This window comes from Stenotrophomonas sp. NLF4-10, from assembly GCF_022359915.1.
In the GTDB taxonomy this organism is placed as follows: Bacteria; Pseudomonadota; Gammaproteobacteria; order Xanthomonadales; family Xanthomonadaceae; genus Stenotrophomonas; species Stenotrophomonas daejeonensis.
Window position 1 is genome coordinate 1,532,394 of record NZ_JAKSEE010000003.1, and the last position, 22,620, is coordinate 1,555,013.

Consider the following 22,620-nt stretch of genomic DNA (forward strand, 5'->3'; position numbering starts at 1 on the left):
TTACACGTCTTCGGCTTCTTCGGTGCCCTGGCGCAGCGTGCTGATCCGGGCACTGGCCGGGCCGACGAATGCGACCAGCTCGCGGCCGCGCAGCACCATGCGCCCGCTGTGGCGCTCGATGCCGTCATGGGAATAGTCGAACCGGAACGTGCGCTCGAAGCCCAGCCAGCCGTTGGGCAGGCGGCACAGGCGCAGCCCGGTGGCATGCACGCTCTGGTCCAGCCACTGCACGTCGGCGGCCTGGCAGGCATTGCGGCCAAGTTCGGTGGCGCGTTCGGCCGCTGCCCGGGAGAAATCCCAGAAGGCATAGGCAAGGGCGCCGAAGATCATCAGGAGCAGCAGGGTGGGCATGGCGCTACTTTAGGCGGCGGCGCGGCGAAGCGGAACCATGCGGGGATGCAGCCCGGTCCGGTACAGACGCGGCCTGGGGCATGCGGGTGTCCGCCGGATGTCCCGGGATGCTACGGAGTTTCTGCCGGCTCGGGGACGGACAGCTTCAGCAGCGCCGCCCAGTCCTGCCGGTTGAAGTCGCAGGCTTCCTCGCGGCCGGGGGAACATCCCGGTTGCGGCTCCGGCCCGCTTGCCGGGAGCGGGGGCAGGTCGAGCCTGCCGGTGCGTTCCAGCGGCAGCTTGCGCATGATGACCGTGTTGGCGACGTTGCCGCCGATCAGGTACAGGGTGCGGTCGCCCCCGGGATTGGCGGCGACGACCACTTCGCAATGCGACTTCCAGCGGTCGGTACGGCCGGCCGCCAGTGCCTGCACCAGTCCCGCATGGCTCAGGACGCCGTCGCGGTCGCGCAGGAAGCACAACAGGTCGCCCGGCGCGGGCTTGTCCGTTGCCGGGTCGCCGAAGCGGTACGGAATGGCGCCGGCGCCACCGCCGTAGGCGGCGCGGATGTAGTCGATGTGGCGCGGCGAGCGCAGGAAGCCGGGCACGCCGGCGCGGGTCATCACCCAGGCGACGAAGGCGGCCGACCACGGGTTGTCGAGCAGGAAGGCGCGGCAGTCGTTGTCGGTGGCGCGCTCGCCGGGCGGGGCAAGGCAGCTCTGTGCGCCGGGATGGGCCGCCATTGCCGACAGCGTGCCGCTCTCGCGCCAGTAGCCGGCCACGCGCTGCCAGGCGACGAGCCCATCGTCGGCGAGGTTCTCGTTCTCCGCTTCGGTGGTGCCGAGGTGGGCGATGCGGCCATCGCGGTCGATGAAGGCGCGCTGCCACAGCCGGTGTTCGTTGCAGGCGGTGCGGACGATGGCTTGCGCTGTCCGGCTGGTGCCATGGCGTGGCGGGAGGTCGCAGACCTCCAGCGCATGTGCGGCGAAGGGCAGCAACAGCAGGAAACAGCAGGACAGAAAGCGTGGGAACACGTCGTATTCCAAACCTGGAGGCCGGTGCATCCTAACGGGCGCGGCGCGATGGTGCGTGCATGCGCGGCTGTGCGCATCAGCCCGGTGGCGGCCCCAGCTTCAGCGACAGGTCGATGGCCTGCACGTGCTTGGTCAGGCCGCCGATGGAAATGCAGTCCACGCCGTCTTCGGCGATCGCGCGCAGGCCGTCCAGCCCGACGCTGCCAGAGACCTCCAGCGGGATGCGCTTTTCGGGAGCGAGGTCGGCAACGATGCGCACCGCGTCGCGGCGCATCGCCGGGGTGAAATCGTCGATCAGGATGCGCTCGCAGCCAATGGCCAGGGCTTGCTGCAACTGTTCGAGGTCTTCCACTTCCACCACCAGTGGCAGGGTGGGCTGCTGCGCGCGCGCGGCGCGTACCGCGGCGGCCAGCGAGCCGGCGGCGCGGATGTGGTTTTCCTTCAGCATCACCGTGTCGAACAGGCCCATGCGGTGGTTGTCGCCGCCGCCGCAGCGCACCGCGTACTTCTGCGCCACGCGCAGGCCGGGCAGGGTCTTGCGGGTGTCGAGGATGCGCGCCCTGGTGCCGGCCACGGCCGCGACGTATCGCGCGGTGGTGGTGGCGGTGGCCGACAGCGTCTGCAGGAAATTCAGCGAGGTACGCTCGGCACTGACCAGCGCGCGGCTGCGGCCCTGCAACGTGGCCAGCACGGTGCCGGCGCCGACGTGGTCGCCTTCGCGCACCCGCCAGTCGATCCGCACCTGCGGGTCGAGCACGCGGTGGGTGGCGTCGAACCACGGGCGGCCGGCGATCACCGCGTCCTGCTTGCACAGCAGGTAGGCGCAGTCGGCGGCGTCGGGCAGCAGTGCGGCGGTGACGTCGCCGCTGCCGAGGTCCTCGGCCAGGGCGCGGGCGACGTCGGCGTCGACCTGTTCCTGCGGCGGCGCGGCCGGTGGTCGCGGCGGCATCACTTGCCCGCGAAGCCGTCGATCTGCGCGGTGGCGATGGCCTCCTCGGCCAGCAGCACCGGGATGCCGTCCTCGACGCGGAACACCTGCTTGCGGTCGCGGGTGACCAGCGCCTCGCGCAGCGGCTGCGCCTGCGTGCTGCCGTCCGCGCGAACGACGCCGCCGGCGGCGATGGCCGCGTTCAACGTTTCCAGTCCGGCGCCGTCCAGCAGGGCCAGCGGCTGGCGGGTGTCGGGCGAAACGAGCAGGTCGAGCAGTTTGCGGTCCATCGGGTCGTGGTCTTGCGTGGAAGGCGGCTAGAATACGTCTTTGCAGCAGGTGACGGCCAATGACCCCCAATTCCCCCATGCCGCTCGTCGGCATCGTCATGGGTTCCCGCTCCGACTGGGAGACCATGCAGCATGCGGCGCAGAAGCTCGACGCGCTGGGCGTTCCCTACGAAGTGAAGGTGGTGTCGGCGCATCGCACGCCGGACGTGCTGTTCGCCTATGCCGATGAAGCCGGCCCGCGCGGGCTGCGCGCGATCATCGCCGGCGCCGGTGGCGCCGCGCACCTGCCGGGCATGCTCGCGGCCAAGACCGCGGTGCCGGTATTGGGCGTGCCGGTGCAGTCCAAGGCGCTGAACGGTATGGATTCGTTGTTGTCGATCGTGCAGATGCCGGCCGGCGTCCCGGTGGCCACCTTCGCCATCGGCAATGCCGGCGCCGCGAATGCGGCGCTGTTCGCCGCGGCGATGCTGGCACCGGAACAACCGGCGATCGCCGGGGCGCTGGCGGCCTTCCGCGCGCGCCAGACCGCCGACGTGATGGCCGCGGACGACCCGCGCCAATGACCACGGTAGGCATCCTGGGGGGCGGGCAACTGGCCCGCATGATGGTGCTGGCCGGCGCGCCGCTGGGCCTGCGTTTCGTGGTGTTCGACCCGGCCGCCGACGCCTGCGCCGGGCAACTGGCGCCCTTGCAGGTGGGGGCGTTCGACGACCTGGACGCGCTGGCCGAATTTGCCGGCAAGGTGGACGTGGTCACCTTCGATTTCGAGAACGTGCCGGCGGCCAGCGCGCGCTGGCTGGCCGAGCGCAAGCCGGTGTTCCCGAACCCGGCGGCGCTGGCCGTGGCGCAGGACCGGCTCAGCGAGAAGACCCTGTTCCGCGAGCTGGGCATCCCGCTGCCGCCGTTCGCCGATATCCGCAGCCGCGACGAACTGGCGGCGAAGGTGGCCGGGTTCGGCACCTCGTGCATCCTCAAGACCCGCCGCCTGGGCTACGACGGCAAGGGCCAGTTCCGCATCCGCGGCGCGGCCGACGTCGATGCCGCATGGCAGGCGCTGGGGGCGCAGGTCGAAACGACCGGCCTGATCCTCGAAGGCTTCGTCGCCTTCGACCGCGAAGTCAGCGTGGTGGCCGTGCGTGGCCGCGATGGCGAGTTCCGCGCCTGGCCGTTGACCGGCAACTGGCATGTGGACGGCGTGTTGTCGGCCAGCCTGGCCCCGGCCGTGGCGACGGCCGCGCAGCACGACACCGCCATCGCTTACGCCCGCCGCGTGGCCGAGCACCTGGACTACGTGGGCGTGTTCGCGCTGGAACTGTTCTGTCGCGGCGACGAACTGCTGGCCAACGAGATGGCGCCGCGCGTGCACAACTCCGGCCACTGGACCAGCGACGGCGCCGAAACCTCGCAGTTCGAGAACCACCTGCGCGCGGTGCTGGGCCTGCCGCTGGGCGATACCCGCGTGCTCGGCAGGGCCTGCATGCTGAACTGGATCGGGGCGATGCCCGATGCCGATGCGGTGCTGGCCGAGCCGGCCGGCCACTGGCACGACTACGGCAAGCAGCCGCGCGAAGGCCGCAAGGTCGGCCATGCCAACCTGCGCGCCGACGATGCGGTGGCGTTGGCCGATGCGCTGGAGCGTATCGGCAATGCATTGGGACGGCAGGCGCAGGTCGAACCGGTGGTCCGCGTGCTGCGCGGTTGAGCCAACCACGGCAGCCGGCCGTAGGAGCGACGTGAGTCGCGACAGGGCGTTGCAGGAAAGCCCCATGACCGTAGGTGCCGGGCTTGCCCGGCACATGGCTTCACCGGGAAAGCCCCATGCGGGGCAAGCCCCGCATCTACATAAGCCGCCTCACCGTGGCTGCACGTAGGTGCCGGGCTTGCCCGGCACGGGGCTTCACCGGCAAGGCCCCGACGGGGCAAGCCCCGTCGCTACAACGGCACGGGCTTCACCGGTAACGCTTCATGCGGGGCAAGCCCCGCATCCACGAGTGCAGTCACTGCAACTGCGCGCCGACGAAATCCCAGTTCACCAGCTTCCAGAACGCCTGCAGGTAACGCGCGCGGTCGTTCTGGTAGTCGGTGTAGTAGGCGTGTTCCCACAGGTCGCAGGCCAGCAGCGGCGTGCTGTCGCCGGTCAGCGGCGTATTCGCGTTGCGGGTGGTGGCGATGGCCAGGCGGCCGTCCGGGTGCTGCACCAGCCAGCACCAGCCGGAGCCGAACACCGCCAGCGCGGCGCGGTTGAACTCCTCGCGCAGCTTCTGCACGTCGCCGAACTGCCGGGTGATGCGCTCGGCCAGCGCGCCATGCGGCTCGCCGCCGGCGCGCGGGTGCAGGCACTGCCAGAAGAAGGCGTGGTTCCAGGCTTGCGCGGCCACCTCGAACAGGCTGCCCTGGCTGCCGCGGACGATGTCCTCCAGCGGCAGCCCGTCCAGCTCGGTGCCGGCGATGCGCGCGTTGAGGGCATCCACGTAGGCACGGTGGTGGCCGCCGTGGTGCAGGTCCAGCGTCTCGGCCGAAAGGTGCGGCTGCAGGGCGGTGCGGGGGTAGGGCAGGTCGGGCAGTTCGACGGGCATGGTCCGTTTCTTTCGGGGCGAAGCGCCGGGAGTTGGCCGGCTCGGCTTACAATCATCAACCCCGCAGAGTCTAGCCGACCACGGCGGGCCGTTCTTTCGCAGCAGCAGGAGTACCGGATGGCGGTGATGGAGCAAATACAGGCCGAGGTGGAACAGCACCCGCTGGTACTGTTCATGAAAGGCACGCCGCAATACCCGATGTGCGGCTATTCCAGCCGCGCGGTACAGGCGTTGCTGGCCGCCGGCGCCAGCAACCTGCGCACGGTCAATGTGCTCGAATTGCCGGAAGTGCGCGCCAACCTGCCGCGCTATTCCAACTGGCCGACCTTCCCGCAGTTCTTCATGCACGGCGAGTTGATCGGTGGCTGCGACATCCTGCTGGAACTGCTGGAGTCGGGCGAGCTCAAGCGCATCGTCGCCGAGGCGGGGCAGGCATGAGCGCACAGCCGACGATGCAGGACGCCCCGCCGGCCGGGGCGCTGGACGGGCGGGTGGTGCTGGTGACCGGCGCCGCCGGTGGCCTGGGCGCCGCCGCCACCCGTGCCTGCGCCGCCGCCGGCGCCACGGTGGTGCTGCTCGGGCGCAAGATCGCCAAGCTCAACCGCGTCTACGACAGCGCGGCGCAGCTCGGCCCCGAGCCGCTGCTGTACCCGCTGGATCTGGAAGGTGCCGGCCCGGACGACTACGCCACGCTGGCCGAACGGCTGGAGGGCGAGGTCGGCCGGCTGGACGGCCTGCTGCACTGCGCCGCCGATTTTGCCGGCCTGACGCCGTTCGAGCTGGGCGACCCGGCGGCGTTCGCCCGCGCCATCCACGTCAACCTCACCGCCCGCGCCTGGCTCACCCAGGCCTGCCTGCCGCTGTTGCGCCGGCGCGAAGACGCGGCCGTGGTGTTCGCCCTCGACGACCCGCAGCGGGTCGGGCAGGCCTACTGGGGAGGGTATGGCGTTGCCCAGCACGGGCTGCGGGGCCTGATCGACACGCTGCACCATGAACTGCGCAACAGCCCGGTGCGGGTCAGCGGCGTGCAGCCGGGACCGATGCGCACCCACCTGCGCGCGCGCGCCTATACCCACGAGAACGACTTTGCGCCGGTCGAACCGGCCGCCTATGCCGAGGCCTGCGTGCAGCTGCTGTCCGCCGGGGGCGCCGCATGGCGCGGGCAGGTCCGGGACCTGCTGGCGTGACCGTCCTTTCCGCCGCGCTGCTGCTGTTCCTGATCCTCGACCCGCTGGGCAACATCCCGGTGTTCCTCAGCCTGCTCAAGCCGCTGCCGGCCGGGCGCCAGCGCGTGGTGCTGGTGCGCGAGCTGCTGATCGCGCTGGCGGTGCTGATGGGCTTTTTGTGGTTCGGCAAGTACGCGCTGGAGGCAATGCACCTGCGCCAGGAGTCGGTGGCCATCGCCGGCGGCATCGTGCTGTTCCTGATCGGTATCCGCATGATCTTCCCCAGGCCGGAAGGGCTGATGGGCGCGGTGCCGGACGGCGAGCCGTTCATCGTGCCGATGGCGATCCCGCTGATCGCCGGGCCGTCGGGCATGGCCGCGGTCATGCTGATGGGCAGCAACGAGCCGGGCCGGCTGGGCGAATGGAGTTTGGCGCTGCTGCTGGCGTGGGGCGCCACGGCGGCGATCCTGATGTCGGCCACCTTGCTCTACAAGCTGCTGGGCGCCCGTGCGCTGACCGCGCTGGAGCGGCTGATGGGCATGCTGTTGGTGGCCATCTCGGTGCAGATGCTGCTCGATGGCGTCGGCGCCTATCTGGTGTCGCTGCCGTAAGTCATTGATTCGGAAAAGTGCTTTTTGTTACGCCGTGGGAAGACGGTCATGCTCCCGTCATATTCGTCACCTAACGTGTTAATCTGATGTTAACCGTTGCGACCGAAACCGCTGACGGAAGGCACCTCAGATTCAAGCCGATCAGGCGCCCGGTTGATCCCGGGGCTGATGGATCGCGTTTTTTTCCAATCGCCAACTCGTAATCGAGGCTACCCATGAATCATCCCCGTATCCGGATGTCCAAGCTCGCCCTTGGTCTTGTCGCGGCCCTTGCGGCCGCCCCCGCCTTTGCCCAGAGCACCTCTGCCGGCGTCGGCGGCCTTGTCACCAACAACGGCGGTTCGCCGGTGGCCGGTGCCGAAGTCACCATCACCCACACCGAGTCGGGCACGGTCAGCCGCGCCATGACCGATGCCTCGGGTCGCTACAACGCGCGCGGCCTGCGCGTGGGTGGTCCGTACACCATCACCATCACCAAGCCGGGCGAAGGCACCAGGACCGAAGACGGCGTGTACCTGTCGCTGAACCAGGTCAACACCGTCAATGCGGCGCTGGCAGGCGACATCACCTCGCTGGAAGGCGTGACCGTGGTTGCCGCCGCCGTCCCGAACGTCTTCAGCTCGGACAACAAGGGCGTGGGTACCTCGGTGGATGGCCGCAAGCTGGAGCTGGCCCCGAAGGGCAGCCGCTCGCTCGACGACGTTGCTCGCCTCGATCCGCGCGTCACGGTGACCGACCAGGCCACCGGCGCGATCTCGGTTGCGGGCGTCAACAACCGCTACAACAGCATCTCCGTGGACGGCCTGTCGCAGGGCGACCCGTTCGGCCTGAACGCCAACGGCATGCCGTACACCGGTTCGCCGATCTCGGTGGACACCATTGCCGCCTATGACATCAAGGTCAGCGATTTCGATGTCTCGCAGGACGTCGTCGGCGCGGCGGTCAATGCCGTCACCAAGTCGGGCACCAACGAATTCCATGGTTCGGTGTACTACGTCTACAAGGACGCCAAGGACATGGTCGGTTCGCGCGATGGCAAGGACTACTCGGCCTTCGACAAGGACACCACCAAGGGCTTCACCCTGGGTGGCCCGATCCTGAAGGACCGCCTGTTCTTCTTCGGTTCGTACGAAGAGCAGAAGATCACCAACTTCGGTGGCGCCGCGTCGTCGGACGGCTTCACCAACGGGATCGTCTCGCAGGCCGACATCAACGAAGTCATCGACATCGCCAAGAACGTCTGGGGCTTCGATCCGGGTACCTACGGTGCGGCCGGCGTCAACCTGGAAACCAAGCGTTACCTGGGCAAGATCGACTGGAACATCAGCGACTACCACCGCGCCAGCCTGACCTACCAGCAGACCGAAGAATCGCTGCCGCAGCCGTATGACAGCAATGCCAACTCGGTAATCCTGACCAGCCGCTGGTTCCAGAAGAACAGCACCACCAAGAACACCTCGCTGCAGCTGTTCAGCGACTGGACCGAGAATTTCTCGACCGAAGCCAAGGTCAGCTACCAGAAGTTCGAGCAGATCGCCGGTGCCTCGCAGAACCTGCCGACCATCAACGTCGGCCTCGCCGGCAGCTCGTCCGGCGCCGGCAACGGCGTGCGCCTGGGCGAAGACCGCAACCGCCACGAAAATGCGATCGAGACCAAGAAGATCACGGCCTCGATCTTCGGCACCTACTACGCAGGCGACCACACCATCAAGGGTGGCTTCGACTACCAGGATACCGACGCTCTGAACCTGTACGGCCGCGACCTGCATGGCGTGTACACGTTCGACAGCATCGAGGACTTCCGTACCGGCAACTACTACCGCTACGACGTGCGTCGCCCGATCGGCGGGTTCAGCGAGGCCGATACCGCCGCAGCCATCAAGTTCAGCCAGATCAGCCCGTTCCTGCAGGATACGTGGCAGGTCAACAACAATCTGTCGATGACCTACGGCGTGCGCGTGAACATTCCGAAGGCCGATGCCGCGCCGCCGGCGAAGCCGGGCTTCGAGGAAGCCTTCGGTTTCCCGAACAACTACAAGCTGGGCAGCAGCAACAAGGTCGTGCTGCCGCGCTTCTCGTTCAACTACACCTTCGACGGCGAGCGTTACTCGCAGCTGCGGGGCGGCATCGGCCTGTTCCAGAGCGTCCCGCCGTTCGTGTGGCTGGCCAACCCGTACCAGAACAACGGCATGACCTCGACCTCGTTCTGCGCCTCGCGGGCCGACGTCGACATCCGCAACTGCGTCAAGAACAACGGGGAATACCCGTTCAGCCCGGATGCGTTCGACCAGCCGTTCCCCGACAATGCGACCGCCTCGGGCACCGCCCAGATGGACAGCATCGACCCGGACTTCAAGCTGCCGACCGTGTGGAAGGTGAGCCTGGGCTATGACCAGGAACTGCCGTGGTGGGGCCTGGTGGGTACCGTGGAAGTCCAGTACCTGAAGAACAAGGATGCGGTGTTCTACAACGCGTTGAACATCGGCGAGGCCCAAGGCCAGCTGGCCGACGGCCGCGACAGCTACTGGTGCACCCCGGGCAACACCAAGAACTGCGGCGCCAAGCCGGGCTTCGCCACCAACTCGACCGTGCTGACCAACTCCGACAAGGGCGCCTCCACCGCGGTGACCTTCTCGCTGGACAAGCCGATGTCCAACGGCTGGTACGGCAACCTGTCCTATACCTACACCAAGGCCACGGAAGTGGGCTCGGATACCAGCTCGCAGGCCTGGTCCAGCTACCAGTACGTGTCGCGCCTGAACCCGAACGAGGAATTCGCCGGCACCGCCACCCGCGAAATCCGCAATTCGGTCAAGCTGTCGCTGGGTTGGGAACATGCGTTCTTCGGCAACTACAAGACCAGCTTCACCGGCTTCTACAACGGTCATGACGGCCTGCCGTACACCTGGATTGTCGATGGCGACCCGAATGGCGACGGCATCTACCAGGATCCGGCGTACATCCCGCTGCTGAATGATTCCAAGGTCAGCTACGTCAACGGTTCGCGTGACGCCACCGCCGAGGAAATCGCCAAGTTCCAGGCCCGCATCGATGCCGATCCGTACCTGGCCTCCCGCCGCGGCACCATCGCCAACCGCAATGGCGCCCGGAATCCGTGGGTGAACCAGTTCGACGTGGCCATCCAGCAGGAGCTGCCGGGCTTCTTCCGGGAGCACAAGTCGATCCTGCGCCTGGATATCTACAACTTCCTGAACATGCTCAACAAGGATTGGGGCATCACCCAGAACGTTGGCGGCTTCGATACCCGTTATCTGGCCGGCCTGAGCGCGGTCAATCCGGATGGTACCTACGTGTACAACCTGGAAAAGAACGCGCCGCAGAACCTGGTCGACTACGACTACAACTCCGGCTACCCGTCCCGCGTGGTTTCGCGCTGGTCGGCCATGCTGACCCTGCGTTACGAGTTCTGATGCCTTGACGGATCAGCGCTGAACCTGAAAACGGCTGGGGCAACCCGGCCGTTTTCCTTTTCATGGGGGCAGCGCTACATTCGACCAGTTGTGAACCGGAAACGATCATGGAAATGAAGAGCAAAGAAGAAACGGCAGCGAGGGCGCTGCCGGTACAGGATGCGCGGATCTACCCGCGCGGCGGGCTGGACGTGCTGTCGCGGGCGGAAGTCGCGCGGCTGCGGGACGCTTCCAGCGGCGGCATGCATGAACTGCTGCGGCGTTGCGCGCTGGCGGTATTGACCAGCGGCAGCGCCTCGGACGACCCGCGTGCCGCGCGCGACCTCTACCCGGATTTCGACATCCAGGTCGCCCAGCAAGACCGCGGCGTCCGCATCGACCTGAGCAATGCGCCGGCGGTTGCTTTCGTCGATGGCGAGATCATCCGCGGCATCTCGGAGCTGCTGTTCTCGGTGGTGCGGGACCTGGCTTACATGGCCATCGAGCTGGGCCCGGAATACGCCTCGGATCTGGAGACTTCGGAAGGCATTACCAACGCCGTGTTCGGCGTGCTGCGCAACGCGCGCATCCTGCAGCCCAGCGAACCGAACCTCGTGGTGTGCTGGGGTGGGCACTCGATTTCGCGCGACGAATATCTCTACACCAAGCAGGTCGGCTACGAGCTGGGCCTGCGCGGCCTGGACATCTGCACCGGCTGCGGCCCGGGTGCGATGAAGGGGCCGATGAAGGGCGCCACCATCGCCCATGCCAAGCAGCGCAAGGCCAACACCCGCTACATCGGCATCACCGAACCGGGCATCATCGCCGCCGAGTCGCCGAACCCGATCGTCAACCACCTGGTGATCATGCCGGACATCGAGAAGCGCCTGGAGGCATTCGTGCGGATGGGCCACGGCATCATCGTGTTCCCCGGTGGCGTCGGCACGGCCGAGGAAATCCTGTACCTGCTGGGCATCCTGCTGCGCGAGGAGAACAAGGCGCTGCCGTTCCCGCTGATCCTCAGCGGCCCGGCCATCGCCGCGCCGTACTTCGAGCAGATCGATCGCTTCATCCGCTTGACCCTCGGTGAGCAGGCGGCCAGCCGCTACGAGATCATCATCGGCGACCCGGTGACGGTGGCGCGCAGGATGACGCAGGGCATCAAGCGCGTGCGCGAGTACCGGCTGGCGCACAAGGATTCGTTCTTCTTCAACTGGTCGGTGGAGATTCCCGCGGACTACCAGCAGCCGTTCGTGCCCAGCCACGAGGCGATGGCGGCGCTGGACCTGCACCACGGCCGCCCGGCCCCGGAACTGGCCGCCGACCTGCGCCGCGCGTTCTCCGGCATCGTCGCTGGCAACGTCAAGGAAGATGGCATGCGCCGCATCGAGGAATTCGGCCCGTTCAAGATCCACGGTGACCCGGACATGATGCAGGCGCTGGATGCATTGCTGCGTGCCTTCGTCGAGCAGCGCCGGATGAAGATTTCCGGCGAGTATCGCCCCTGTTACCAGGTGGTGACCTGAGGGAACGGGCAACCCGTAGGAGCGCAGCTTGCTGCGCGATGGGCTTCACCGGGAAAGTTTCATCGCGCAGCAAGCTGCGCTCCTACCGCACTTCGTGGTGAGTGACGAACGTGATGGTCGCCTGATATCGCCCATCATCGGCGCGTGTTTCCACGCGCCCCCCCATTGCTGTCACGCGCTCGCGCACCGCGCGCAGGCCCACGCCATGCCCGGCGCGCGTGGATGCGGGAGGCGCGGGAAGATCGTTGCTCACGCTGATCCGTACTTGCGTGGGGTTGGATTCCACGGCGATACGCAGCAGGCAGCTTGTGGTGGAGGGCTCCACGCCATGATGGATCGCGTTCTCGACCAGCGGTTGGATTGACAGCGTGGGCACCGGCAAGTCGGGCAGCACTTCCGGCAATGCCCATTCGACACGCATGCGCGGACCGAAACGGAGTTGCTCGATTTCGGCATGGCGACGCGCCAGCAGCAGTTCTTCATGCAGGGAAATCAGGCTTGGCCCCGCCAGTGCGGCGCGGAACAGGTCGGCCAGGTCCAGCAGCAATTGCTCGGCCTTTTCCGGCTGCTCGTGTACCAGCGCGGCGCCTGTATTCAGCGTATTGAACAGGAAATGGGGGTGGATGCGTGCCTGCAGCGCCTCCAGTTCCGCCTGTTTGGCATGTATGGCCAGTTGTCGTGCATTCCAGTAGCTGCGGAAGATCGCCACGCCGATCAAGCCCACGGCCAAGGCAATACCACTGAACTGAAGCCACAATGCGCGCCAGGCTTCATGGGGCAGCATCAGCTGCCGGTGCAGCAACAGCCATACCAGCGAACACACGCCGCTGGTGGTCACCAGCAAGGTGGCGAGCGTGAAATAGGCCACGCCCAGGGGACGTAGCATGCCTAGTGAACGGCGCAACACGGCAAGTACGCCCAGGGTCAGAAGGCTGATCCACTGGATCAACAGGGAGGTCAGGCCGAAGTGCACCCAACGGCTCCCAGCGATACCTGGGGCGAGTGCCAGAATCACCGCCAGCAGCTCGCCGGCCAGCACTATGAAAATGAGTGTGGACGACTGCCACAACACTTCCAGAGGGGGGCGGGTACGCTCGGTTGTGTGGGCGTCGGTGGGGAGAGGCATGGAGTCGGGAGCCGCTGGTGGCTGGAATGCTGCCGTTTGTCGGCGTGTACTGGTGATTGCATGCGGGGTTTCATTAGCGTACAGGGATCGAAACCGAGGTGGGGGACTCCATGCAGTGGATGAAAAGCGGCACCGGGCGTGCGCGCGGCTTCAGCTTGCTGGAGTTGATGGTGACCGTGGCGGTGTTGGCCATCCTGATGGCCATTGCCGTGCCCGGCTTTTCCGCGCTCATCAATCGTGATCGTTTGACTTCCCAAGCCAATGAATTGGTGGCAGTCATCCAATACGCGCGTTCAGAGGCGGTGCGCCTGAATGGCCCGGTGACGCTGTGTCCCTCTGCCGACGGTGCTGCCTGTTCCGGCAGCGATTGGTCCCGGTCCATCGTGCTGGCTACCCGGAACAATGCGGTTCTCAGGCAGTTCTCGGGCAATGGCAGGGCGGCGATCAGCGCGGATGTCAACGACGTCACTTTCAGCGCCGACGGGCTGGCCCGCGACGGCAGTGGCCTGCTGGCCACTGCCAATGTCACGGTCTGCATCGACACGACCCGCCCGCCCGACAACCAGAGGGTGGTGCAATTGGCCAGTGGCTCCCGTGTTTCCATCCAGCAGGCATCCGGCGCCTGCCCCTGACAACGGAACGAGGTGGTTCAGGTGAATCAGAATTCCCGTGGGCGCAGGCTGTATCGTCGCCCGGCAAGCGAGCAGGGCATGAGCCTCATCGAGGTCATGGTTGCGGTATTGGTCATGGCCATCGGATTGCTGGGCATTGCCGCCATGCAAACCGTGGCATTGCGCAACAGCCAAGGGTCGCTGGAACGCAGTCAAGCGGTCATTTCGGCCTATGCGGCGCTGGAAGCCATGCGGGCCAACCGCGATACGGCGCTGGCAGGTGGATACAACACCGGCGGCTTCATCTGTACCGGCCCGGGGGCCGGCTCGCTTGCTGCCGCAGACACCACCGCTTGGATCAATGGCTGGCGCACCGCGCTGGGGCTGGATGCTGCCGATGTGAATTCCGGCTGCGGCAGCATCAGTTGCAACGCCGCCACGGGTATTTGCGATATCGGTTTGCGCTGGGATGAAAGCCATGCCAGCGATGCGGCGGCCGGACAAAGGGTGGCGGGCAGTACGGCAAGGACTTTCCGAACCAAGGTGCAGCTATGACGGCAAAAAATATCCGACGCCAGCATGTGCGTCAGCAGGCGGGTTTGAGCCTGATCGAATTGATGGTCGCCATGCTCATCGGCTTGCTGGTGGTGGGGGCTGCCGTTGGCATCTTTCTTTCCAACCGGCAGGTCTATCGCGCCACGGAGGGCGTGGGGCGGCTGCAGGAGGGCACGCGCGTCGCCTTCGAGTTGATGTCACGTGATTTGCGCGAAGCTGCCGGCAATCCCTGCGTCAACAACCTGCCTGTGGCCAATGTGCTCAACAACTTCGGCAGCAACTGGTGGAGCAACATCCAGTCCTGGGGGGATGCTTTCCGTGGTTATGGCGCCGGCGAAGCGGCTGCTGGACTGGTCACCGGCACGGGTGCCGGCCAGCGGGTTGCAGGTACCGAGGCCCTGCAACTGTTCAGCGCCGACGACAATGTGGTCACGGTCAGTGCGCATGACACAGCCGGTGCCACCTTTTCCGTCAACAGCGGCAACCACGGTATCGGCGCTGGCGACTTGGCACTGGTCTGCAACGGCAAGCAAGCCTCCATCTTCCAGGTGTCATCGGTCGATGGCACCGGCACCAATATTTCCCATGCAGTCAGTGCGGGTACGCCCGGCAATGCTCGCATCGGCCTCAATGTCGATGGTGTCAGCAACTTCAACTACAGCCCAGGTGCCGTTGCCGGTAGCGAGTCGGTATCGGTGCTGGCACGGTTGCGCGTGTCACGTTGGTACATCGGCAATGGAGGCAATGGGCCCTCGCTGTACCAGCAAGTCGCCACCGCCAATGGCAACGTTGCCACACAGGAAGTGGCCGAGGGCGTGTCCAACCTGAGCGTCCTGTACCTGGTCGATGGCCAGAGCGTCTATCAGGGGGGCGCGGCGGTAGGAGGGAACTGGGGCAGTGTCACTTCCGCGCGCATCACCCTCACCTTGGCCGGTAATGATCGCGTTGGCCCCAATGGCCAGACCATCCAGCGCCAGTTGATCCACGTCGTCAGCCTGCGGAACCGCAACCCATGAATACCTTTGCTCCCTTTGGGCGGCAGCAGGGCGCCTCGCTGCTCGTCGTGTTGATCCTGTTGCTGCTGATGACGGTGATGGGCTTGGCGGTATTGCGCGGGACCACGATGGAAGAGCGCATGACCGCCAACCTCTACGACCGCAGTCTTGGCTTCCAGGCCGTCGAATCAGCATTGCGCCAAGGTGAAGCGCTTGCAAGGGCAACTGCGGTTTCCTCGGTGCCGGCCAACGGCTGCAGCGATGGCGTGTGCAGCTTGCCGGATCCCACGGCTGCCGACCGCTGGCTGGATACCGGCTTCAACGGTTGGCGGGCTGCCAGTAATGACCTTGCCGATGACAATACCCCGATGCCGGATGCGAGGTATATCGTCGAATACATGGGCATGACCCCGGCCTGGCCATCTTGCGATCGCAAGCTTCCGGTCGATGCGCTGTGCCTGGTTCCGCGTTTCCGCATTACCGCCATTTCGGATGACGACGGCCGCTCTGCCGTTTTGCTCCAGACCACCTATAACATCCAGTGAGGAAACCCGCCATGCGCATGCCTCCATTCCCCAATTCGTTGCCAGTCCCGCATCGTCATGTGTCCCCGCGTGTCCTGCCCATGCTGGTGGCCTTTGGCATCACGTTGATGGTGTCTCCGGCAAACGCCGGCATTACCTTGCCGACCGATCCGCTGACTACCGGCGCGCGGGTGCCGCCGAATATCCTGTTCATCATCGATGATTCCGGCTCGATGGCGTTCGAGGGCATGCCGTCGCGCGATATCACCAAGTCGGTGGATAACGCCAGTTCGTGGGACAGGCAGACCTATGTGAACAACACGGTTTATTACGATCCTCGTCGCACCTATACCGCGTGGGTCAATCCGGATGGCACCTTGATGACCGGAGGTACCAGCTACAACGCGGTCTACGGTGATTTCAATCTTGCTTCGGGCAAGACCATCGACCTGGCCAAGGATAATAGTTGCCGTTCCTACAATAGGAACAACAATGCCACGTCCGCCGATATGGACAAGGGTACCGAGGTTTGCGGTGGTACGCAGACCTTCTACGTCCCCATTTCCACGGCGACCACGTTGGTTACCGATCGCAGTGAGGTTTATCGCTACCAAATTCACACCGATGGCAGAGTGGTGCGCTCACGCTATGGCACTCGTGTGCGAGGGGAGGCGAACAGGGATTGTGGAACGAAGTCGAGTGACTGGGGAAGTTGTGAGTACGTCACGCCCACGGGCCGCAGCGAGGCAGATGAGCGGACCAATTACGCCACTTGGTTTTCCTACCACCGCACGCGCATGAAATCGGCCAAGGCGGGAGCCGGTCTGGCCTTCAGCCAATTGGGAAGCAATGTGCGCGTTGGCTTTCGTACCATTTGGGGGCGCAATGGTGCGGAAACCAACGGCAATTGGCCAAATCAGGCAGTGCCAATCCCGGTAGGGAACAATCAGGGGCTGTTTGACAATCCCAATGGTCTTGGTGGCGACAACAATAATCGTACCCGGTGGTACCAGCGCCTGTATGGCACCATTGGTTACAACGGTACGCCGTTGCACAAGGCGCTTGATGATGCCGGGAAATATTTTTCTTCCAATGCGACCACGGGTCCCTATGGCCCGGGGGTCGTGAGTGACCAGTTGTCGTGCCGGCAGAACTTCACCATCCTGACCACCGATGGTTACTGGAACAATCTCGATATCGATGTTGGCGAGCAGGACAACAGCAGCGGCGCCACGATCACCGGGACGGATGGAACGAGTTACAGCTACGAACCGAGTGCCCCGTATGCGAGTGGCAACTCCAATACCTTGGCCGATGTGGCCATGCGCTATTGGAAGAACGATTTGCGCACCGATCTGGATAATAATGTTCGCGCTGGCGAAAAGGATCCTGCGTTCTGGCAGCACATGGTGACCTTTGGTATTTCGTTGGGTTTGGCCGGCACCACCGGTTATGGCTCGGTGGCCGAGGTGCCAGCCAATTTCAGCGGTTGGCCCAATCCGATGGATGCGGAGGATGGTGACCGCATCGATGATTTGCTGCATGCGGCAGTCAATAGTCGTGGCAATTTTGTCTCGGCCGCGGATCCGGAGGCCTTTGTCAACGGGCTGACCACGGCGCTGGCGGACATTACTGGCCGCACAGGATCGTTCTCCAACGTCAGCAACAACTCGGCAACACTCAATGCCGGCTCCAGGGTGTTCCAGGCCAAGTATGTCCCCGGTGTCTGGGAAGGTGAGGTGGCTGCCTACCCGCTGACCAGTGATGGCGTAGGCACTACTCCGTCGTGGGAGGCGTCAGGGAAAATTCCTGCCACCAACCGCAAGGTGTTCACTTCCACCGGAGCGTTTCCGGCCGATGCTACGGCCGGTCAGCTGGCTGCACTGACGCGTACAGGCATCATCAATTACCCCGTCACCGGTGCCGACAACGCTGCCTATCTGGCTGGGGCGAGGACCTTGGAGGCCGCAAATGGCGGCACCCTGCGCAACCGCAAACATCTGCTGGGTGATGTCGTGGGTTCTTCGCCGGCCCATGTGGCCGATACGAACACGCTGTATGTGGGGGCCAACGACGGCATGTTGCACGCCATCAATGCGGATACAGGCGTCGAGCTCTTCGGTTTCATACCCAATGGCATCAGTTGGGCCGACTTGGGCAGCCTCAGCCGCCCGGATTACACTCACCGTTATTTCGTCGATGGCCCCATCGTGGTATCCACTCGTACGCAGACGCCAAGCAAGAACTTGCTGGTGGCTGGGCTGGGCAAGGGGGGCAAGGGGCTGTTCGTGTTGGATGTGACCAATCCGGCGAGCTTCAACCAAAGCCAGTTTAAGTGGGAGGTCACCGGTTCCGATGCGGACATGGGGCTGGTGCAGAGCCGGCCAATCATAGCCAAGCTAAATAACGGCGTCACCGCGTTGATCGTCAGTAACGGCGTCAATAGTAGTAATGGTCATGCCGTTTTGCTCGCCTATAACCTGGAGACTGGAAATTTGATCAAGAAGATCGACACCGGTTCAGGGTCGTCCGTCCTTGATCATGCCGATTCCAATGGCTTGTCGGCTCCTACGGGCTGGGATGCCGATGGCAATGGCACGCTGGATTACGTGTATGCCGGTGACATGCTGGGTAATGTCTGGAAGTTCGATTTGAGTGGGGGATTGGCCGCCGGTTGGGGGCTTGCCAACAGTGGTAATCCGATCTTCTCTGCCAGTTATGTCAAGGCCGATGGCACCGTGGTGCGTCAGCCGATTACCGGTGCATTGACCTTGGCGATGCATCCAACGACTTACAGGACTTGGTTGTTTTTTGGTACCGGCCGTCTGTTGACCACGGGTGACATGGAGAACATGGATGTGCAGAGCATGTATGGCTTCGTTGATGATGGCACCACACTGGTACGTAATGGTGTCAATGCCAATCTCACCAAGCGCAACACGATAGTGGCTGGTACGCGTAACGGTATGCCTGTGCGCTCTTTTCAGGATAACGAGAATTTGCCAGCATCTTCCAAGGGGTGGTATCTGGACTTGCTGACGCCCCCGGCAAATTTGCCCGAAGGTGAGCGTATCGTTACCGATGCACAGTTGCTGAGTGATGGCAGGCAGACGGCATTGATAACTGCCAGCGCCATTCCCACCGCCAGTGCGTGTCAGTCCGATGGTCGTGGTTACATCAATGCGCTGGATGCTTTCACTGGCACCAGTCTGTTCACATCGTTCTTCGATGTGAACAAGGATGGCGGCTTCAAGGATGATGTGCTGACCAGTGGTGGCAAGGATGTGCCCATTGGCTCGGTGGATACAGGGGTTGGCATGCCGACCATGCCTGACTTGGTGGGTGGTGGTGAGCCTGAAGATCCCTGCTTGGTAACCGTGACGGGCTCGAATGGTGAAGTGAGAACGCTGAAGTGCAACGACATCCGCAACCTTGGCCGGGTTTCCTGGCGCGAAATCAAGAGGGGGGGCTGAATCTCATGGATTTGATGAATCGGATGCAGCGGAAAAAAGGCCAGGCAGGCTTTACCTTGATCGAGATAATGATCGTGGTGGTCATCATCGCGGTCCTGGCCTCCATTGCGTATCCCAGCTACCAGCGGTATGTCATCAAGTCCCGGCGAGCGGCCGTGGCAGCATGCCTGCAACAGCATGCGCAGCTCATGGAGCGCCATTACACGACCAATCTCACCTACGTGGGGGCGGCTGCCCCCGCGTGCGAGGCCAACCTGGCCAATTTCTATGTCGTGGGTTTTGACGGAGCGGTGGCGGCGCGCAGCTACACGATCCGTGCCGTTCCAACCAGCCGCCAGCCGGATTCGAGCTGTGGAACCTTGACCCTGAATGCCCAGGGTGTGCGCGGCAAGAGCGGGTCCGGCACCGTTGCCGAGTGTTGGTAATCAAGCAGTTCGTGAGGTGGGGTTTCCTGCCTCACGGGCTTGGCATGTTGCCTGAATGACATCACCGGGTTGCGTGGCTCCGGAGAATGAAAAAGGGCTTGCGAATGATCGCAAGCCCTCGGTGTTTTGGCGCCCGAAGTTGGACTCGAACCAACGACCCCCTGATTAACAGTCAAGTGCTCTAACCGGCTGAGCTATTCGGGCGGGGACGCGCATTCTACGTAGTGCCGACACAGGGCGCAAGCCTTGTGGCGGGGTGTTCCAGCCGGAATGCATGTCAGTTGGGGCAGGTGGTGGGCGTGCGCGGGCGGGTGCTGCGTGCGCGGCCGGTGTTGTTGACGACCACTGCGGTCAGCAGTTCGCCTTTCTTGTTGCAGATGGAGATTGTCAGGTTCGTTCCGGGGCTGCGGCCGTCCGGGAGGTAGCGGACATGCTTCCTCCCGGCGGTGCTCGTCAGTTTCATATGGCTTGAGATGGGCGCATTGTCCACCAGCACGATGTCGTTCGGGTGATCGGGTTGGCGGTTGCCATCGCGATCGAGAAACAGCAGCCAGCCATCGCCCCAGTTCGTGTCTGCATTGCAGGTGCTGCCGCTGTGGGAGGGGCAGAGGATGACAGGCACGCGCCGGGTGATAGCGGTCATGCGCGCCTGTGCAAGGTGGGTGATGAGGCTGTGGTTGGCGGCGGTGGCACGCTGGCGCTCGACCAGGTTGGCCATGGACGGTGCTGCAATGGCAGCGGTGATCGACAGCACGCAGGCGCAGACGATCACTTCCACGAGCGTGATGCCGGCATGCCGGTTGGGTGGGGTGGTTGGCATCCTTGCCATGTTTTTCCTTCCTGTTCCGTGAAGGGCCACGCCAGCATCTTCCCCCCCTGCCACGGGCGGGGAATGTCGGCTCTCGGGCTGCCGCAATGTAAGGAACCCGCTCAGGCAGTCGTCATCCATGCGATGGCTATACTTGCCAGTCAACCTTGTCCGTGCCGCCATGTCCGACCGTTTCCAGCTCGTCTCCCCCTATTCGCCCGCGGGCGACCAGCCGGCTGCCATCGAGAAGCTCGTCGCCAACTTCGAGGCCGGCATCGCCAAGCAGACGCTGCTGGGCGTCACTGGTTCGGGCAAGACCTATACCATCGCCAACGTCGTGCAGCAGGTGCAGCGGCCGACGCTGGTGATGGCGCCGAACAAGACGCTGGCGGCGCAGCTGTATGGCGAGTTCAAGGCGTTCTTTCCGCACAACGCGGTGGAGTACTTCGTCAGCTATTACGATTACTACCAGCCCGAGGCCTACGTGCCGTCCTCGGACACCTTCATCGAGAAGGACAGCTCGATCAACGAGCACATCGAGCAGATGCGGCTGGCCGCGACCAAGACCCTGCTGTCGCGCCCGGATGCCATCGTGGTGGCCACGGTGTCGGCGATCTATGGTCTGGGCGCGCCGGAAGACTACCTGTCGCTGCGCCTGATCCTGTCCAAGGGCGAGCGCATCGACCAGCGCGACCTGATCAACCACCTCACCCAACTGCAGTACACCCGCAACGAATACGAACTGCAGCGCGGCACCTTCCGCGTGCGCGGCGAGGTGATTGACGTGTTCCCGGCTGAGTCGGACAGCGAGGCGGTGCGCATCGAGCTGTTCGACGGCGAGGTCGAGCAGATCAGCATGTTCGATCCACTCACCGGCGAAAGCCTGCGCAAGATGCAGCGCTACACCATCTACCCGAAGACCCACTACGCCACCACGCGCGAGCGGGTGTTGGCGGCGATCGAGACGATCAAGGCCGAGCTGAAGGAACGCCTGGAGATTCTGTACGCGCAGAACAAGCTGGTCGAAGCGCAACGGCTGGCGCAGCGCACGCAGTTCGATCTGGAAATGATGGCCGAGGTCGGCTATTGCAGCGGCATCGAGAACTACTCGCGCCACCTCACCGGCAAGGCCGCCGGCGAGCCGCCGCCGACGCTGTTCGATTACCTGCCGCCGGACGCGCTGCTGGTGATCGACGAATCGCACGTGACCATTCCGCAGATCGGCGCGATGTACAAGGGCGACCGTTCGCGCAAGGAGACGCTGGTGGAATTCGGCTTCCGCCTGCCGTCGGCGCTGGACAACCGCCCGCTGCGCTTCGAGGAATGGGAGGCGCGTTCGCCACGCAGCATCTACGTCTCGGCCACGCCGGGGCCGTATGAGTTGCGCGAGTCCGGCGAGGACATCACCGAGCTGGTGGTGCGCCCGACCGGGCTGATCGACCCGCAGGTGGAAATCCGCCCGGTGGCAACGCAGGTCGACGACCTGATGAGCGAGTGCAACGCGCGCATCGCGATGGGCGACCGCGTGCTGGTCACCACGCTGACCAAGCGCATGGCCGAGAACCTCACCGACTACCTCGGCGAGCACGGCATCCGCGTGCGCTACCTGCACTCGGACGTGGATACCGTGGAGCGCGTGGAGATCATCCGCGACCTGCGCCTGGGCAAGTTCGACGTGCTGGTCGGCATCAACCTGCTGCGCGAGGGACTGGACATGCCCGAGGTGTCACTGGTGGCGATCCTCGATGCCGACAAGGAGGGCTTCCTGCGCTCCACCGGCTCGCTGATCCAGACCATCGGCCGCGCCGCGCGCAACCTGCGCGGCAAGGCGATCCTCTATGCCGACCGGATCACCCGCTCGATGCAGGCGGCGATCGACGAAACCGACCGCCGCCGGCAGAAGCAGGTCGAATACAACGAAGCACACGGCATCGTGCCGAAGTCGGTGGCGCGGCCGATCACCGACATCCTCGAGGGTGCACACGAGGAATCGGCGTCCCGGCCGGGCGGGAAGGGCAAGGCTGCCCGGCGTGTCGCCGAGGTCGAGGCCGATTACGCGGTGCTGGACCCGGCGCAGCTGGCGGCGCGGATCAAGGCACTGGAACAGCAGATGTACCAGCACGCCCGCGACCTGGAGTTCGAGGATGCCGCCCGCGTGCGCGACCGGATCCGGCAGCTGAAGGAGGCCAGCCTGGGATGAGGCTGGCGCGCGGGAACCGGCCCGCGAACAAA

General features: G+C 64.7%; 21 protein-coding genes and 1 tRNA gene. 14 read left to right on the forward strand and 8 right to left on the reverse strand.

Annotation, left to right across the window (positions count from 1 at the left end):
- The 4 genes from MIC98_RS07260 to MIC98_RS07275 all read right to left on the reverse strand — a co-directional run bounded on the left by MIC98_RS07260 (position 1) and on the right by MIC98_RS07275 (position 2,582).
- Positions 1–351, reverse strand: a complete 351-nt coding sequence (locus MIC98_RS07260; RefSeq protein ID WP_057640833.1) for a DUF3301 domain-containing protein — start codon at positions 349–351, stop codon at positions 1–3.
- A gap of 110 nt (positions 352–461) precedes the next feature.
- Complete coding sequence (locus MIC98_RS07265; protein ID WP_239736656.1) at positions 462–1,364, reverse strand: DUF2272 domain-containing protein; 903 nt, start codon at positions 1,362–1,364, stop codon at positions 462–464.
- A 76-nt stretch (positions 1,365–1,440) separates the two neighbouring features.
- Positions 1,441–2,313, reverse strand: coding sequence for a carboxylating nicotinate-nucleotide diphosphorylase (gene nadC / locus MIC98_RS07270; RefSeq protein ID WP_239736657.1), 873 nt, complete (start codon positions 2,311–2,313; stop codon positions 1,441–1,443).
- On the reverse strand, positions 2,313–2,582 hold the full coding sequence (locus tag MIC98_RS07275) for a Trm112 family protein (RefSeq protein ID WP_239736658.1): 270 nt from the start codon (positions 2,580–2,582) through the stop codon (positions 2,313–2,315). The genes nadC and MIC98_RS07275 overlap by 1 nt, the downstream gene beginning before the upstream one ends.
- Before the next feature lie 59 nt (positions 2,583–2,641).
- Between MIC98_RS07275 and purE the strand changes: the two genes are divergently transcribed.
- Together purE and MIC98_RS07285 are read left to right on the forward strand one after the other, a co-directional pair.
- Positions 2,642–3,145, forward strand: coding sequence for a 5-(carboxyamino)imidazole ribonucleotide mutase (gene purE, locus MIC98_RS07280; protein ID WP_239736659.1), 504 nt, complete (start codon positions 2,642–2,644; stop codon positions 3,143–3,145).
- Positions 3,142–4,284 (forward strand): 5-(carboxyamino)imidazole ribonucleotide synthase, encoded by a 1,143-nt coding sequence (locus tag MIC98_RS07285; protein ID WP_239736660.1) that lies wholly within the window; start codon positions 3,142–3,144, stop codon positions 4,282–4,284. Before purE ends, MIC98_RS07285 begins: the two co-directional genes overlap by 4 nt.
- Positions 4,285–4,579: 295 nt before the next feature.
- Here the strand turns inward: MIC98_RS07285 and MIC98_RS07290 are convergent, their stop codons facing one another.
- A complete protein-coding gene (locus MIC98_RS07290; protein ID WP_239736661.1) occupies positions 4,580–5,158 on the reverse strand; it encodes a superoxide dismutase in 579 nt (192 codons plus the stop codon).
- 117 nt (positions 5,159–5,275) lie between these two features.
- On the opposite strand from MIC98_RS07290, the gene grxD reads away from it, so the two are divergent.
- The 5 genes from grxD (at position 5,276) to ppnN (ending at position 11,871) form a co-directional block, all read left to right on the forward strand.
- The gene (gene grxD, locus MIC98_RS07295) at positions 5,276–5,596 is read left to right on the forward strand and encodes a Grx4 family monothiol glutaredoxin (protein ID WP_239736662.1); all 321 of its coding nucleotides are present in this window, start codon (positions 5,276–5,278) and stop codon (positions 5,594–5,596) included.
- Positions 5,593–6,345 (forward strand): SDR family NAD(P)-dependent oxidoreductase, encoded by a 753-nt coding sequence (locus MIC98_RS07300; RefSeq protein ID WP_239736663.1) that lies wholly within the window; start codon positions 5,593–5,595, stop codon positions 6,343–6,345. The genes grxD and MIC98_RS07300 overlap by 4 nt, the downstream gene beginning before the upstream one ends.
- Complete coding sequence (locus MIC98_RS07305; RefSeq protein WP_239736664.1) at positions 6,342–6,935, forward strand: YhgN family NAAT transporter; 594 nt, start codon at positions 6,342–6,344, stop codon at positions 6,933–6,935. Before MIC98_RS07300 ends, MIC98_RS07305 begins: the two co-directional genes overlap by 4 nt.
- 215 nt (positions 6,936–7,150) lie before the next feature.
- Positions 7,151–10,366 (forward strand): TonB-dependent receptor, encoded by a 3,216-nt coding sequence (locus MIC98_RS07310; RefSeq protein ID WP_239736665.1) that lies wholly within the window; start codon positions 7,151–7,153, stop codon positions 10,364–10,366.
- A 107-nt stretch (positions 10,367–10,473) separates the two neighbouring features.
- Positions 10,474–11,871 carry a nucleotide 5'-monophosphate nucleosidase PpnN gene (ppnN, locus tag MIC98_RS07315; protein ID WP_239736666.1) on the forward strand — a complete coding sequence of 466 codons (1,398 nt, stop codon included), beginning with the start codon at positions 10,474–10,476 and terminating at the stop codon, positions 11,869–11,871.
- A gap of 82 nt (positions 11,872–11,953) precedes the next feature.
- On the opposite strand, the gene MIC98_RS07320 is transcribed toward ppnN, so the two are convergent.
- Positions 11,954–12,997, reverse strand: coding sequence for a histidine kinase (locus MIC98_RS07320; protein ID WP_239736667.1), 1,044 nt, complete (start codon positions 12,995–12,997; stop codon positions 11,954–11,956).
- 110 nt (positions 12,998–13,107) lie between these two features.
- Between MIC98_RS07320 and MIC98_RS07325 the strand changes: the two genes are divergently transcribed.
- From MIC98_RS07325 to MIC98_RS07350, 6 genes are read left to right on the forward strand one after another with little or no spacing between them, the layout of a single operon-like run.
- Positions 13,108–13,629: a GspH/FimT family pseudopilin gene (locus tag MIC98_RS07325; protein ID WP_239736668.1), complete on the forward strand. Its 522-nt coding sequence runs from the start codon at positions 13,108–13,110 to the stop codon at positions 13,627–13,629.
- Positions 13,630–13,650: 21 nt separating this feature from the next.
- A complete protein-coding gene (gene pilV / locus MIC98_RS07330) occupies positions 13,651–14,163 on the forward strand; it encodes a type IV pilus modification protein PilV (protein WP_345772154.1) in 513 nt (170 codons plus the stop codon).
- Complete coding sequence (locus MIC98_RS07335; protein WP_239736670.1) at positions 14,160–15,179, forward strand: prepilin-type N-terminal cleavage/methylation domain-containing protein; 1,020 nt, start codon at positions 14,160–14,162, stop codon at positions 15,177–15,179. Before pilV ends, MIC98_RS07335 begins: the two co-directional genes overlap by 4 nt.
- Entirely contained in the window at positions 15,176–15,703 is a 528-nt protein-coding gene (locus tag MIC98_RS07340; RefSeq protein WP_239736671.1) for a PilX N-terminal domain-containing pilus assembly protein, read from the forward strand. Before MIC98_RS07335 ends, MIC98_RS07340 begins: the two co-directional genes overlap by 4 nt.
- An 11-nt stretch (positions 15,704–15,714) precedes the next feature.
- On the forward strand, positions 15,715–19,155 hold the full coding sequence (locus MIC98_RS07345; protein ID WP_239736672.1) for a PilC/PilY family type IV pilus protein: 3,441 nt from the start codon (positions 15,715–15,717) through the stop codon (positions 19,153–19,155).
- A 5-nt stretch (positions 19,156–19,160) separates the two neighbouring features.
- A complete protein-coding gene (locus tag MIC98_RS07350; RefSeq protein WP_275584482.1) occupies positions 19,161–19,580 on the forward strand; it encodes a type IV pilin protein in 420 nt (139 codons plus the stop codon).
- Positions 19,581–19,707: 127 nt separating this feature from the next.
- Here MIC98_RS07350 and MIC98_RS07355 read toward each other — a convergent pair.
- Positions 19,708–19,784, reverse strand: a tRNA-Asn gene (locus MIC98_RS07355).
- A 73-nt stretch (positions 19,785–19,857) separates the two neighbouring features.
- The gene (locus tag MIC98_RS07360; RefSeq protein WP_239736673.1) at positions 19,858–20,409 is read right to left on the reverse strand and encodes a GspH/FimT family pseudopilin; all 552 of its coding nucleotides are present in this window, start codon (positions 20,407–20,409) and stop codon (positions 19,858–19,860) included.
- A 160-nt stretch (positions 20,410–20,569) separates the two neighbouring features.
- Between MIC98_RS07360 and uvrB the strand changes: the two genes are divergently transcribed.
- Entirely contained in the window at positions 20,570–22,588 is a 2,019-nt protein-coding gene (gene uvrB, locus MIC98_RS07365) for an excinuclease ABC subunit UvrB (protein ID WP_239736674.1), read from the forward strand.
- Positions 22,589–22,620: the final 32 nt, after the last annotated feature.